General features: G+C 74.3%; 10 protein-coding genes. 1 reads left to right on the plus strand and 9 read right to left on the minus strand.

Features of this window, described 5'->3' with window-relative positions:
• Positions 1-118: 118 nt before the first annotated feature.
• The 9 genes from ACH47X_RS09200 to ACH47X_RS09240 all read right to left on the minus strand — a co-directional run bounded on the left by ACH47X_RS09200 (position 119) and on the right by ACH47X_RS09240 (position 12854).
• The gene (locus ACH47X_RS09200; protein WP_397403502.1) at positions 119-982 is read right to left on the minus strand and encodes an NAD-dependent epimerase/dehydratase family protein; all 864 of its coding nucleotides are present in this window, start codon (positions 980-982) and stop codon (positions 119-121) included.
• 70 nt (positions 983-1052) lie between these two features.
• On the minus strand, positions 1053-1838 hold the full coding sequence (locus tag ACH47X_RS09205) for a deoxyribonuclease IV (RefSeq protein WP_397403504.1): 786 nt from the start codon (positions 1836-1838) through the stop codon (positions 1053-1055).
• A gap of 221 nt (positions 1839-2059) precedes the next feature.
• Entirely contained in the window at positions 2060-3742 is a 1683-nt protein-coding gene (locus tag ACH47X_RS09210) for a hypothetical protein (protein ID WP_397403506.1), read from the minus strand.
• 64 nt (positions 3743-3806) lie between these two features.
• On the minus strand, positions 3807-5492 hold the full coding sequence (locus ACH47X_RS09215) for an outer membrane protein assembly factor BamB family protein (RefSeq protein ID WP_397403509.1): 1686 nt from the start codon (positions 5490-5492) through the stop codon (positions 3807-3809).
• 32 nt (positions 5493-5524) lie between these two features.
• Positions 5525-7231 carry an outer membrane protein assembly factor BamB family protein gene (locus tag ACH47X_RS09220; protein ID WP_397403511.1) on the minus strand — a complete coding sequence of 569 codons (1707 nt, stop codon included), beginning with the start codon at positions 7229-7231 and terminating at the stop codon, positions 5525-5527.
• A 49-nt stretch (positions 7232-7280) separates the two neighbouring features.
• Entirely contained in the window at positions 7281-8921 is a 1641-nt protein-coding gene (locus tag ACH47X_RS09225; protein ID WP_397403513.1) for an outer membrane protein assembly factor BamB family protein, read from the minus strand.
• 29 nt (positions 8922-8950) lie between these two features.
• Positions 8951-10738, minus strand: coding sequence for an outer membrane protein assembly factor BamB family protein (locus tag ACH47X_RS09230; RefSeq protein WP_397403515.1), 1788 nt, complete (start codon positions 10736-10738; stop codon positions 8951-8953).
• Complete coding sequence (locus tag ACH47X_RS09235) at positions 10735-11958, minus strand: ABC transporter permease (protein WP_397403517.1); 1224 nt, start codon at positions 11956-11958, stop codon at positions 10735-10737. The genes ACH47X_RS09230 and ACH47X_RS09235 overlap by 4 nt, the downstream gene beginning before the upstream one ends.
• On the minus strand, positions 11955-12854 hold the full coding sequence (locus ACH47X_RS09240; protein WP_397403519.1) for an ABC transporter ATP-binding protein: 900 nt from the start codon (positions 12852-12854) through the stop codon (positions 11955-11957). The genes ACH47X_RS09235 and ACH47X_RS09240 overlap by 4 nt, the downstream gene beginning before the upstream one ends.
• A 426-nt stretch (positions 12855-13280) precedes the next feature.
• Between ACH47X_RS09240 and ACH47X_RS09245 the strand changes: the two genes are divergently transcribed.
• Entirely contained in the window at positions 13281-13988 is a 708-nt protein-coding gene (locus ACH47X_RS09245; protein WP_397403521.1) for a hypothetical protein, read from the plus strand.
• Positions 13989-14096 lie beyond the last annotated feature (108 nt).

The raw sequence follows: 14096 nt of genomic DNA on the forward strand, positions 1-14096 counted from the left end.
AGGCCTCCTGGCAGTGAAGAACTAGACAGCTCCACTAAGCCAGGAGGCCTCCTTGCGTTACAAGCCGAACGTCACCAACGTCATGGCCGAGTACACCTAGGCGCGGGCGGCCCGGGCGTCAGACCTCGTCCTGCCAGCGGTGCTGCGGCGCGTAACCGAGCACCCGGCGGGCCTTGTCGATGCTCAGCAGGGTCTCGCGGCCCTGCAGCGGACGACGCAGCGGCACGCCGGGGAACTGCTCGGCCACCAGGTCCGCCGAGTCCCGCTCCATGACCGTGTCGTCGTTCGCGATGACGAACGCCTCGAACCCCGTGAAGTCCGCCTCCAGGGCGCGGCGCACGGCCTGGGCCCCGTCGCGCCCGTCGATGTAGCCCCACAGGTTCCAGCGCCGGGCCGCGGCGTCGTCCTGCCAGGACGGGAAGCGCGCGTAGTCCTCCGGGCGCATCACGTTGGAGAACCTCAGTGCCGCCACCTTGAGCTCCGGCTCCCAGCGCGTGAAGTGCCGGGCCATCTCCTCCTCGAGCGACTTGCCGAGCGAGTATGTGGACTGCGGCAGCACGTCGTACTCCTCGTCCACCGGGACGTACGGCGGCGGCACGTCGAACGGCAGGCCGAGCACGGTCTCGGAGGACGCCGTGACCACGTTCCGCACACCCACGACCTGGGCCGCGCGCAGCACGTTGTAGGTGCTCGGCACGTTGTTGCGGAACGTCGCGGCGTTGGTCGCCAGCCCGGGCGCGGGGATGGCGGACAGGTGCACGACGGCGTCGGCCGCGCGGCCCTCGTCCACGCCGGACAGCAGCTCGACCACCTGCCCGAGGTCGGTCAGGTCGGCGACCGTGAACCGGCCCGCACCGCCCTGCTCGGGCGGCACCCGGTCGGTCGCGACGACGTCGTACCCGGAGTCCACCAGGTGCTCCACCACGAACCGGCCCAGCTTGCCGCTCGCGCCCGTGACCACTACCCGCTGCGTCGTTGCCATGCGTCTGATCCTGCCAGGTGGTCCCGCCAGGCTCGACCACCGGAGCAGGCTCGGCCGCCAGGGCCTGGTGTCAGCCCAGGTTCTCGCGCAGCCAGGCGATGTCCGGCGCCATGTCGCCCTTGGTCTCGCAGATCACGGGGGCGCCCGCCGCGGCGATCACGCCGATCAGCAGGTCCTGGGGGATCTGCCCCTGGCCGAAGTTGGTGTGCCGGTCCGCACCCGAGCCCGCCTCGTCGCGCGAGTCGTTGGCGTGCACCAGGTCGATGCGGCCCGTGATCGCGCGGATCTGGTCGGCGGCCGCCGCGAGGTCGATGCCGCCGGCCCAGGCGTGGCAGGTGTCGAGCGTGAAGCCGACGTCAGCCCCGCCGTCCGCCTTGCTCACGGCCGCCCAGAGCTGCTCGATCCGCTCCAGGCGCCGCGCCATCGAGTGGTCGCCGCCCGCCGTGTTCTCGATGAGCACCGGGACGTCGGTCTCCAGCGCGTCGATCGCCTTGCGCCAGTTGTCGAAGCCCTTGGCCGGGTCGTCGTTCGCCGTGACGTGCCCGCCGTGCACCACGACGCCCTTCGCGCCGATCGCGCCCGCCCCGTCCATGATCTGCTGCAGCAGCTTGCGGCTCGGGATGCGGATCCGGTTGTTGGTCGAGGCCACGTTGATCACGTACGGCGCGTGCACGTAGAGGTCCAGGTCGGCCGCAGCGGCGTCGGCCCGGAGCGCCTCCGCGCCGCCCTCGTAGGGCAGGTCCGGGACCTTCCACGCCTGGGGGTCGCTGAGGAACACCTGCACCGCGTCCGCGTCGAGCGTCTTCGCCGCCCCGATCGCGTCGGCCAGGTCCACGTGCGCGCCGATTCTCACCATGGGCCCACCCTAGTTCTCCGTCGCCGCTGAACGTCTGATACGGGCATCACCGGCCGGTCGCGATCCGCGCCTCGCCGTGCGCCGCACCGTTCGCACCCGAGGATCTGTTCAGACCACGAGCTCCTGCCCGTGGGAAATGAGCTTGAAACGTTGCAACATCGTGGCTTGAACAGAACCTCGGACGTCAGCCGGCGGCGGTCGCGAAGCGACACCGACGTGGGTCAGCCCAGCCGGCGGACTCCCACCTGGGAGACCTCCAGCAGGTTCCCGTCCACCGCCAGCAGCATCGTGTCCAGCCGCTCCGTCAGCACGTGCGACGACGTCCCGTCCCAGACCAGCTCGCCGGAGGCGATGTCGAGCGAGACGAGCTCGGTGTCGCCCGACCCGCTCTCCAGGAGCATCAGCAGGGACTGCCCGTCAGTGAAGGCCTGAGAGACGTAGCCGCTCTCGTACGGCCAGTCGTACAGGCCGGACGCGGTGCGCCAGGTCCAGCGCACGGCACCCGTGGCGAGGTCCATCCCGCGGACGTCGCCGGTCCAGGTCGTGGTCACGACCGTGTCGTCGACCTGGGCGAGGTACTGCGCGGAGCCGTCCCGCACCGCGACGTCCCAGCGCTGCGCGCCGTCCGGGGTGTACGACCGCAGCCGCCCGCCGGGCGGGTCCGTCGAGAGAAGCGTCGCCGTGGCGGGCGCATCGGTGGTCCGCGGGCGGTTCAGGCTTCCGGCCACCTGGGCGATGACGTCGCCGTCCGCGGTGAAGAGCGTGCTGTCCATCGTGCCGTCGGAGCGCTGGGCGACGGTCTGCGCGACGTACCCGCCCGTGTCCAGCCCGAACACCCAGCCGAACCCGGGCACGCCCGCCATCGGCAGCACCGCGCCGTCGGTGGTGACGCCGACCCGGAAGCCGCAGCCCCACAGCTGCACGAGGGCAGGCTCGATCCGGGCGCCGAACCCCTCGGCGTCGAGGCGCTCACCGGTCCTGACGATGTCGTCCGTCCGGTCCCAGGGCAGGGCGGGGCCGGCGCGGCAGCCCTCGGCCGCCATCGGGCGGAACGGCACGGTCGCGCGCCAGCGCTCCTCGCCCGTGGCCGCGTCCTCGGCGCGGACCAGCAGGTCCCGGCCGGCCGTCACCGTGCCGCTGCACTCCCCCTCGTCCGGGCACTGGGCGCCCTCCGGCGCCGTCGGCTCGGGGCCCACCCGCCGGGCGCGCAGCACGGTCCCGTCCGGCCCGGGCCGGGCGTAGCCGTAGCGCTGCTCGTCCTCCGCGCCGAGCACGCGCGGGTCGGAGGGCACACCGTCGGGTCCCACCGTGAAGACCTCGCGGGCGGCGCCGGAGCCCTGCAGGCAGACGAGGATCTTCGTCTCGACGTCCGACCAGCCGAGATAGCCGGTGGGCCCGCAGTCGGGGTCCGCGCCCAGGGGCACCGTCCACGCCTCCTCGCCGGAGGCGGCGCGCAGGGCGAGCAGGCCCCCGGCGGACTCGAACGCGAGCAGGGGGCCGAGGGCCGCGACCTGGTTGCCCTCGCCCTCGACGAACGCCCTGCGGGAGCCGACGACGCCGCTCCACTCCCACACCTCGTCGAGCGGTGCCGACACGTCCACCACGCCGCCGCGCACGTCCCGGATCTCCTCGGCCCGGGCGGCGTCGTGCATGGCGTCGACGGCGACGCCGGTGCCCAGCACCGTGGCCAGGACCGCCCCGGCCGCGAGCGCCCGCCGCAGCCCGACCGAGCTGCGCGCGGCGTCCGCCGGGTAGGCCGCGGGAGGGCCCTCCGGGTCCGGGGCGGCCCCCGGACCGGCCCGGTCCTGCAGCTCGGCGAGGGCCGGGGCTGGCGGCGCGTCCCGGTCCCCCTCGTCCTCGACGAGGTCGAAGACGAAAGCGTCGTCGTCCTCGTGACGAGCCATACGTCCGAGCGTATGCCGCGGAGGGCCGCGGCTCACCCAGAGCGCCGGGCCTCATCCGGTCCGGTCAGCCCAGCCCGCGGACGCCGGACGGCGTGACCTCCAGGAGCCGGCCGTCCACGGCCACCAGTGAGGTGTCGAACCCCTGGGCGAGGCCCCCGCCCTGCGTCGTGTCGCCGTGCTGCTCCCAGGCGACCTCGCCGGAGGCCGCGTCCAGCGCCACCAGACCCGTGCCGCCGGAGCCGTTCTCGGTGACCAGCAGCACCGACTCGCCGTCCGTGAAGGTCTGCGACACGTAGTGGTCCTCGCTGTGGTCGCCCGTGGCCCCGGTGCCGTCCCACCGCCAGAGCGGCGCGCCGGTCGCGGCGTCGAGCCCCCGGACGTCACCGACGCCGGTCATCACCAGCATCGTCCCGGCGACCTCGGCGAGGAAGCGCTGGCCGCCCGCCCGGGCGGCCGTCCGCCAGCGGAGCGTCCCGTCGGCGTCGTAGGCACGCAGGACGGCATCGGGGGAACCCACGGCGAGCAGCGTGCCCGAGCCGGAGCCGTCGGACACGGCCGGCTCCACCGCGTACCCCGGGACGTCGGCGACGACGCGGCCGTCGGCGTCGTACACGACGGTGCGCACCTCGTCGTCGAACATGACCTCGGTGAAGCCGCCCGTGGACAGGATGTCCACACCGCCCCTGCCCGGCTGCACCCCCGTGCCGACCTGTTCCCCGCCCGGGGTGACGGCGGACTCGATGCCGCAGCCGTACAGCTGCACCAGGTCGGGGTCGATCCGCGCGCCGAACACCCCCGGGTCGATCATCTGGCCGAGGTCGACGGCGTTGGGCGAACCGTCCCAGGACGTGCCGAGCCAGTTGTTGCACTGGTCGGCCCGGGTGGGCCGGAACGGGACCTCGACGCTCCAGCGCTCGGCCCCCGTGACGGCGTCCTCGGCGCGGACGGCGAGATCCTGGCCCGCCTCCACCGTCCCCTCGCACTCACCGGTGTCGGTGCAGCGGGCGTCGCCCCGGTCCACGGCGGACGCCGGGCCCGTGCGCCGCGCGCGCAGCACCGTCCCGTCCGGGCCGGGCCTGGGCTGCCCGTACCGCTCCGTGTCCGCGGGCGCGAGGCCCCGCGGCACCGAGACCCGGCCGCCCGGCCCGACGACCACGACGGACCGGTCCTCGGCGGGACCCGTGAGGCAGACCAGGGAAGCCGTCGCGATCCGCGACCATCCCGCGGCGCCGAGGGGCCCGCAGTCCGGGTCCTCACCGAGCGGGACGGTCCACGCCTCCTCGCCCGTCTCCGGGCGCAGCCCGACGAGCTCGCGGTCGGACCGCAGCACGAGGACGTCGCCGAGCACCGCCACCTCGCTCCCGCGCCCCTCGTCCACGGCTTCGCGGGAGCCCACGAGCCCCGCCCACCGCCAGGTCTGGCTCAACGGCGCGGAGACGTCGGCGACGCCGCCGTGCACGTCACGCATCCGCTCCATCCGGGCGTCGTCCCGGGCACCCTCGACGGCCAGGCCGGTACCGAGCACCACGGCGAGCACCGCGGCCACCGGCCCGAGGACACGCAGCCTGCGGTCCGGACGGCCCGACGGCGACCGGGGTTCGCCCGGCCCGGGACCGTCGGGGTCGCCGTCCCCGTCGGCAGCCGCCGGTTCTGCGGCGCGGGCGCGGACGGACGGCGTCGCCGGGTCCCCCACGTCGTCGTCGACCAGGTCGAAGACGATCCGACCGCCATCGCCCGGCTCGCGCACCATGTCGTCGAGGGTATGTCGCCCGGCGCGCGCTCTCATCCGAGACCGCGGACGCCGAGCGACCCGACCTCCAGCAGGTGCCCGTCCACGGCGATCAGGTCGCCGGTCACGCCCTGCCGCACGACGTCGCCGTCGTGCGGGTCGAGCGTGGTGCGGGCCCCGCCGGCCTCCTCCCAGAGGAGCTCGCCCGTGCCAGCATCGAGGGCCACCATGCCTCGCGCCACGGTGCCGCTGCCCTCGGCGAGCAGCAGCACGACCTCGCCGTCGGTGAACGCCTGGACCACGTAGGCGGTCCCGAAGTAGCCGCCGTCCGTCTCCTCGTCGGGGTCCGAGCCGTCCCAGAGCCACCGCTCCTCGCCCGTGGCCAGGTCCAGCCCGCGGACGGTCCCGGCGCCGCTGGTGATCACGGCCGTCTCGCCCACCTGGGCGAGGAACTCCTGCCCGCCGGACTGGAGCGCGATGTCCCAGCGCGCGGACCCGTCGGCGTCGTGGGCCGCGAGGCGACGCCGCGGCTCGTCGATCGCCAGCAGGGTGTCGGCGCCGGTCCGGTCCGTGGCCTTGGGCGTGATGACGTACCCGGCGACCTCCCCGACCGTCGTGCCGTCGGCGGCGTACATCAGGGTGCGCGCGACGTCGTCCCAGCTCATGCCGAGGTAGCCGCCCGAGTCGAGGCGGCCGACGACGCCGGACCCCGGTTCGAGCCTGCTGCCCAGCAGCACGCCCGAGGCCGTGACCGCCGCCTGGACGCCACAGCCCTCCACGTTCACGAGGTCCGCGCGCACGCGAGCGCCGAAGGCGTCGGGCGCGAGCTGGCCGATGAGGTGGATGCGGTTGCCCGAGCTGCCCCAGGCCGAGCCGAACGTGCTGGTGCACAGCGTGGCCTCGGTGGGGCGGAAGGGGATGGTCACCCGCCAGCGCTCCTCGCCGGTGACGGCGTCCTCGGCGCGCAGCACGAGGTCACGACCGTTCGTGACGCTCCCCGAGCACTCGCCCGACGTGTCGCACCGGACGTCGCTCGGGAGCCGCGTCTCGGGTCCCGTGCGCCGCGCGCGCAGCACCGTGCCGTCCGGCCCGGTGTGGGGCGACCCGAACTCCCTCGTGTCCGCGGCGTCGAGCAGCCGCGGGCGCGAGGCCGCGCCGTCGGGGCCCACCACGAACACCTCGGTGTCCCGACCCCGTTCCTGCAGGCAGACCAGGGCGGGGGTCACCGGGTCGTCCCACACGGGCGACACCGTGGGACCGCACTCCGCGCCCTCGCCGAGCCCGACCGTCCAGGCCTCCTCACCCGTGGCCGGGTCCAGCGCGACCAGCTCGCCCTCGGACTCGAACACCAGCGCGTCACCGAGCACGGCGACGTCGGTGGTGCCCTCGCCGACGTCGACCTTCCCGGACCAGGACCACACCTCGCCGAGCGGCACGGACAGGTCCGCGACGCCCCCTGGCACCTCACGCATCCGGTCCATCCGGGCGGCGTCGCGTGCGCCGTCGACCCCCAGGCCCGTGCCCAGCGCCACGGCGACGAGCGCGAGGACCGGCGCGGCCCGGCGCCACGTCAGTACCTGGCCGCCCGCCGCCTGCGCGCCCGCCGGGAGCCCGTCCGTGCCGTCGTCGTTCCCGTCGGCGCCGTCGGCCGGGCGGTCCCGGTCGTCGACGCCGACCGTCCGGGTCGCGCCGGCATCGGCCGCGTCGTCGTCGACCAGATCGAAGACGAACGCAGCGCCGTCGTCCGGATCGCGCGCCATGCGGCGAGCGTAACGCCGCGGGACGCCTCGGATCAGCCCCCTGCGGGCGTCAGTCCAGGCCGGTCAGACCGTCCTTGCTGATCTCCACGAGCTCGCCGTCGACGGCGACGGCGGTGCCCGCGACCGGTGCGATCCAGCGCTTCTCACCCGTGCCCAGGTCGAGCGCCACGATCAGGCCGCCGAGCTTGCCGTCCTGGGGCAGGTGCTCCATGGCCACGGTCCGCCCGTCGGTCAGCGTCCGGTAGCGGGCCATCCCGGTCGTGTCGCCGCCGTCCCAGGCCCAGACCTGGTCCCCGGTCTCGCGGGCCAGCCCGACCACCCGGCCCCCTCGGTCCGCGACCACCACGTCCCGGCCGACGAGCAGGATGCCCTGGCTCTTCCGGTCCGTCCAGGCCACCGAGCCGTCCCTGCGCACCGCGTCGAACCCGTAGCCACCGGTCCTGGTGACGAACCAGAGGTCGTCGGGGGCGTCGGGCGAGATGATGGTCTCGGTCCGCACCCACCCCGGCAGGGTCCGCAGGACCTGCCCCTCGTCGTCCACGACGAGGGTCTCCGTGGAGCCCGTCTCGACGGCGAACAGGCCCGCACCGATCTCGGTCACCCAGGCCGACGACGCCGGTACCTCGGCGCCCGCGTCACCCGCACCGCCGGTGTCGTCGCCGGACTCGCCGGCGAGGTCGAGCCGGACTCCCCGTGTCGACAGCGTCGCCGCGACACCACAGCCGTCCACGGCCACCGACTCGGCCCCGGTGCGCATCGTGACCCGGTACGTGTCGACGGTCGTCCGCCCGCTGTCGGCGACCTGCTGCTGGCAGTTGACGGTCTCCGTCGGCCGGAACTCGACGGTGGTGGCCCAGCGTTCCGCGCCGGTCGCGGCGTCCTCGGCCACGACGCGCACGTCCCGGCCCCGTTCCAGGACCGACGGCGTGCACGTGCCGAGATCGTCGCACAGCACCTCCTCGGCAGCGGCGCCGCCACCGGTGCGGGTGACCCGGACCAGCATGCCGTCGGGGCCGGGAAAGACCTGCTCGCCGTCCGCCGGGTCCGCCGGCCGGGACCGGGTGGCGCCGTCGGGCGCGACGGTAACCACCTCGCGGGCGTCCTCCGGGCCGTGCACGCACACCAGCGCGTCGACGGACATCGACGCGTCCGGGCTGGTCGGCCCACACACGGGGGCCTCGTTCAGGGGCACCCGCCAGGCGACCTCGCCCGAGTCCGGGTCAACCGCGACGACGTCGTCGAACCCGACCGGGACTGCCTCGGCCAGGCCGGTGAACGGGTCCACGGTGTAGCTCTGCGCGCTGCCCGGCGGGAGCACCAGCAGCCCGTCCATGGTCACGAGCGGCTGGTCCACGTACGCCTCGTCGCTCGGCGGCGTGGGGACGTCGAACGGCACGGTCCAGCCCCGCTCGGGCATCTCGGCCAGCGACGCCACCCCGACGGGCGAGGTGCGCATCAGCTCGGCGCGCAGGTGGCCCCGCACCAGGTCGACGGTGGTCGTGCCCGCCACGACGACGGCGACGACCGCCGCGGCGACCAGCCAGGTGCGGCGGGACAGCCGCGGCAGCAGGGGCAGGCGCCGCCCGGGGGAGTCCGCCGGGGGCGCGCCGACGGGCGCCGCCACACCGTCCGGCCCCTCGCCCTCGACCAGCTCGAAGACGACGGGTTCCTGCTGGTCAGGCCGCGGCATGGCCGGATCCTAGCCGCGTCATCCGCGAGTCACCCCAGTCCCACGACGCCCTGCTGGGTGATCTGCGCGAGATAGCCGTCCACGCTGACCAGCTGCGTGTACGGGGTGTCCTGGTCGATCTCCCAGCGCACCGAGCCGTCGCGCAGGTCGATCGCGACCAGACGCAGCCCCGAGTCGCCGCCGGCGGGGTCGCCGGACACCGGCAGCAGCAGGGTGTCGCCGTCCGTGAAGGCCCCGAAGACCAGCGAGCTCACGTCCCACGTCCCGTCGCCGAGGCCGAGCACGTCGGGGTCGAGCGTCCAGCGCTCCGCCCCCGTGCCGAGGTCGATCCCCCGCACCGGTCCGAGCTCGTCCACGACGACGCCGGTGCCGGCGACCCGGGCGAGCAGGTCGGTGGCGCGGAGCACCGGAGCGTTCCAGAGCTGCTCCCCGGCGTCGCGCCCTTCGGTGGACCGGGCCTCGGTGTGCACGCCCACCCGCTCCAGCAGCAGGCCCGGGTCCCGGCCGTCCGTGGCCCACGGCACGAGTACCTGACCGTCGAGCCTCAGGGTCTCGCCGTCGGGCAGGTGCACCACCTGGCCGGCCGTCCCGGCGGCGGCCGCCGCCGGGTCGGGCCCGGCCCAGCCCCCGTCGGGCAGCGCCGTGAACGATCCCGTCACCCCGCCCGCCGGTGCGTCGGTCATGTCCTTCGGGTCGTCGAGGCGCGTGCCGTCGAGCAGGAAGGCTGCCGAGACCCCGCAGCCGTCGATCTCCAGCACCCCGTTGCTCAGGTCGCCGTAGACCGAACCGGCGAGGTCCAGCACCGGGGTGGGGGTGTCGGGGTCCTCCGGACCGGAGGTGTACGTGACGCACAGGTTCGCGTCTGCTGGGCCGGCGGCGACGTCCGCGCTCCAGCGCTCCGCGCCGGTCGCCGCGTCCTCGACCCGAACCGTCAGGTCGGGCGCGACGAAGCCCTTGGGCAGGTGCGGCGTGCCCACCTTGTCGACCACGACCGGCTCCTGCTCGTGCTCGCCGCCCGCGAGCTCGAGGTGGATCAGGCCGCCGTCGGGCGCGGGCTGCACCATCGCGCCTGGGTCCAGCTCGCGGGTGGTCGATCCGCCGTCCGGCTCGATCACCGTGACGCCCCGGTCGCCGTCCTCCGACGTCGTGACGCAGACCAGCTTCTCGACCGGGAGCGCCCCCAGCGGGCCGCCGACGCCGAGCGTCCCCAGCGGGCCGCAGTCCACGGCGTCGGCGACGTCCACGGTCCACCGCACCTCGCCCGTCGCCGGGTCGAGGCCCTGGACCTTCGCGTCACCCACGACCGCGAGCACACCCGGCATCCGGACCAGGGTCGCGGAGATCGGGTTCTCCAGCTCGACCGACCACTGCTCGGTGGGTTTCTCCGCCAGGCTGCGGGTGCCGGACGGCGTGGCGAGCAGCGCGCGCTCGCGCAGCGCGCCGTCGACCAGCACCCCGGCCACGACCGCCACCACGACCACCGCGGCGGTACCACCCGCCAGCAACGCCCTGCCGCGGCGGGTGGCGGGCACCCGCCGGCGCACTGCCGCCCCGCCGCGCCGCACCGTCCGCCCGACGGCGGACCGCGCGCCCGCCAGCGCCACCGCCGCCCGGCCCGGCACGCGGGGCGCGGCCTCCGCCTCCGGCTCTGCCGCTGCGTCGGTGTCGGCGCCGTCGGTGTCGTCGGGTCCGGTGCCGTCCGGGTCCGCCCCGTCGCGGAACGCGCCCGGGACCTCGTCGATCAGGTCGAAGGTGTGCACCTTCTCGGGATCGGAGCTCCCGGGCGCGGCGGAGTCGGGCTGGGTGCGTTCGGTCACGCCCCGAGGGTAGTGCCCTTGTCCGGGGCCAGGGCGGACCTCCACGTGACCCGGCCACCGGTCTGCATCAGGGCGCCGCGGTAGGCGCGCTCGCTGAGCAGCACGGCTCCGAGGGTCGTGACCACGAGCACGAGGAGCGAGACGATCGGCTCCCACCACAGCGCGTCGCCGTTGAGCACCCGCACCGGCATGGACACGATGGACGCCGGCGGCACGTACGACAGGACCCGTTCGAGCACGCCGTCGGCCGAGAACGTCACGATGTAGACGCCCATGAGCAGCATCATCAGGGGGGTCGTCGTGTACTGGAGGTCCTCGGTGCGGGACGCGAGCGAGCCCGCGACCGCGTAGAGGGCCGCGACGGCGACGAACCCGACGGTGAAGAAGACGACGAACCAGATCATCGTGGCCGTCATCGCGGGCAGCACCGCCGACAGGTCGGTGAAGCTGAGCCCGATGAGCCCGATGCCGGCGAGCAGCAGGTTCTGCGCCAGCGCGATCACGGAGCTGCCGATGATCTTGCCCGCCAGAAGCTGCCGCAGCGGCACGGCGGTCGCGATGATCTCGACCAGCCGGGACTGCTTCTCCTCGATCACGCTGCCCGCGATCATGGCGCCCGAGCCGACCGCACCCGTGAAGAACAGGAACGCCAGCACGAACCCGGCGAAGAACACGACCTGCGGGTCCACGGGGTTGCCGTCGAGTCGCTCGGTCTCGATCTCGCTGCCCGCCGTGAGCGCCTCGATGGTGGTGCCGGCGCCGGCGGCCCGGTCGGCCATGACCTGGTCGCGCACCGTCGTCCCCAGCAGGTCGGCCAGGCCGCCGTCGGGCTCGCGCCAGCCGGACAGGGACCAGCCCGTCGCGGCGTCGTCGGCGGCGTCCGTCGCGCCGGTCGTGCCGGAGCTGAGCCAGGCGTCGGCGGTCTCGTCCTCGAGGGCGGCCTCGGCCGCCGCGGCGTCGTCCACGCGGAGGACGGTGAGCTCGATCCCCTCGTCCGCCGTCGCGGCCTCCTCGCGAGCCGACTCGGCGGCCGTCAGGGCCGCCTCGTCCCCGGTCACGACGGTGACGTCGAACGAGTCGGTGCGGCTGTCCATGTAGGCGCTGAAGCCGATCAGGCCGCCGATCATCGCCACGGTGACCGCGAGGCCGATCAGGAACCCCTTGTTGAGGGCCCGCACCACGATCTCGCGGGTCGCCACCAGCATCCATGCACTGCTCATGAGGTCACTTCCCGGTAGATCTGGGCCAGCGTGGGCCGTACGGGGGAGAACTCCTGGACGGCGCCGCGCTCCAGGGCGGTGGACAGGAGGCGGGTGGCCGCGGCGTCGTCGTACACCTCGACCAGGGCGGACGAGCCGTCGACGTCGACGGCGAGCACACCCGGCACGTCGCGCACGAACCCGGCGTCGCCCGCGAGCACGAGCCGGTGCCGGGTGACCCCCTTGGCACGCAGGTCGTCGGGGGTGCCGTCCGCGAGGACCTGGCCGCCGCCGAGGATGACGAGCCGCTCGCACAGCCGCTCCACGAGGTCGAGCTGGTGCGAGCTGAACAGCACGGGCACGCCGCGCCGGGTGTGCTCGCGCAGCAGGTCGGCCATCGCGTCGACGGCCGCGGGGTCGAGCCCGCTGAACGGCTCGTCCAGGACGAGTGCCTTGGGCTGCCCCATGACCGCCGCGATGATCTGCACCCGCTGCTGGTTGCCGAGCGACAGCTTCTCCACGTGGTCCTTGGCCCGTCCGGCCAGCCCCAGCCGCTCGAGGTGCTCCAGCACCTCACTACGAGCGGCGGGCGCGTCGATACCGCGCAGACGCGCCAGGTAGACGAGCTGGTCCAGCACGGGCTGCTTGGGGTAGAGGCCGCGTTCCTCGGGCATGTAGCCGAACTCGCGGCGGTCGTGACGGGTGACCGGAGCGCCGTCGAACAGCACCTCGCCACTCGTGATCGCCAGGACGCCCATGATCATCCGCATGGTCGTCGTCTTGCCGGCGCCGTTCCCGCCGACGAACCCCGTGAGCAGGCCTGACGTCGCGGTGAAGCTCACGCCGTCCACCGCCCGCCGGGGTGTGTCGCCCGAGGCGAACACGCGGGTCAGGTCCCGCACCTCCAGATCGCTCATGGCCGTCACGCTAAGGGGCCGACGGCGGCGGCGGGATCCGCCGCAAGGCGGAACCGCACTCCGCCCCAGGCCGGAACTGCGCTGGCGCGGGGTGCCCGCCCGAGACTCGGCTGATCGGCAGAATGTCATGTGGTCGGCATTTCGAGTTGCCGATCACCTGACATTCTGCCGATCAGCCTGCACGCCGTGACCTCTCCTGCGCGCTTTGACCTGGTATTACACGCCCCGGTTGCCGTTGACGTTCTGCCACGTATTGTCCCGTCCGGAACGCCGTTCAGCACAGAGCGGCGCTGAACTGTTCGAAATGCCCGTCCCCGCCGGAATACGTCACACATTCCGGCGGAGGACGCGCACCCGGTCCCCACGGACCGGAGCGTCCGGCCGAGGGGCACCGGGCAACAACTGAACCCGCAGGGGGAGCGAAGCGTGCGCAAGCGATTGTTCGTCACAGGGGCGGCGGCAGCCTTGGTGCTGACTGCCGGGATCATGGGTGCCGTCGCGGTGCAGCCGGCGGGCAAGGACCAGGGTCGGCTCACGTCGGCCGGGGCCGCACTGCCCGACACCACGCAGGGGCTGCCGCCGATGATGCTGAAGCGCGAGCCGGTGGCGAGCTCCGGCGAGAAGGGAACCGTGGACGTCCACGGCAAGCCCGCGGCGCAGGGGAACCCGTTCACCTACACGCCGCCGCCCGCCCGCGAGCCCGCGCAGGAACCCGTGCGGGAACGGCCCCGCGAGACCTACCGGCCCCCGTCGTTCGCGCCCGGGCAGGGCGGCGGCAGCGGCGGCGGGACCATCCCCGTCCGGCCGGCGAAGCCCACCGTCAAGCCCACGCCCGAGCCGACGGACCCGCCCACCCAGAGGCCGACGCCCACGCCGAAGCCCACGCCGACTCCGACCCCCACCCCGACGCCGGAGCCGACTCCCACGCCGGAGCCGACTCCCGAGCCGTCGGACCCGCCGTCGGAGGAGCCCACCGACCCGCCGACCGTCGAGCCCACGTCACGGCCGACCCCGGAGCCGTCGCCCACGCCGACGCCGTCGGACAGCCCGTCCCCGGAGCCCTCGGCGAGCCCGTCAGCGGAACCGTCGACGAGCCCGTCGCCGGAGCCTTCGGTCAGCCCTTCCGCGGAATAGGCTGAATAGTCCTTTTTTGGGAAATCGCCGGAAAGGTGAAAGCGGGGTCCGGTGGCGGACCCCGCTTTCATGATGACCTTACCGATCATCATGCCCGGGAATTGCCTG

Origin of the sequence: Promicromonospora kroppenstedtii (assembly GCF_044389675.1) — a bacterium.
GTDB classification, from domain to species: Bacteria; Actinomycetota; Actinomycetes; order Actinomycetales; family Cellulomonadaceae; genus Promicromonospora; species Promicromonospora kroppenstedtii.

Bases quoted from the DNA above. Each gene is read 5' to 3' on its own strand.
- ACH47X_RS09220 (WP_397403511.1), bottom strand. From the start codon at position 7,231: ATGGCGCGCGATCCGGACGACGGCGCTGCGTTCGTCTTCGATCTGGTC.
- ACH47X_RS09210 (WP_397403506.1), bottom strand. From the start codon at position 3,742: ATGGCTCGTCACGAGGACGACGACGCTTTCGTCTTCGACCTCGTCGAG.
- ACH47X_RS09215 (WP_397403509.1), bottom strand. From the start codon at position 5,492: ATGGTGCGCGAGCCGGGCGATGGCGGTCGGATCGTCTTCGACCTGGTC.
- ACH47X_RS09205 (WP_397403504.1), bottom strand. From the start codon at position 1,838: ATGGTGAGAATCGGCGCGCACGTGGACCTGGCCGACGCGATCGGGGCG.
- ACH47X_RS09225 (WP_397403513.1), bottom strand. From the start codon at position 8,921: ATGCCGCGGCCTGACCAGCAGGAACCCGTCGTCTTCGAGCTGGTCGAG.
- ACH47X_RS09240 (WP_397403519.1), bottom strand. From the start codon at position 12,854: ATGAGCGATCTGGAGGTGCGGGACCTGACCCGCGTGTTCGCCTCGGGC.
- ACH47X_RS09200 (WP_397403502.1), bottom strand. From the start codon at position 982: ATGGCAACGACGCAGCGGGTAGTGGTCACGGGCGCGAGCGGCAAGCTG.
- ACH47X_RS09235 (WP_397403517.1), bottom strand. From the start codon at position 11,958: ATGAGCAGTGCATGGATGCTGGTGGCGACCCGCGAGATCGTGGTGCGG.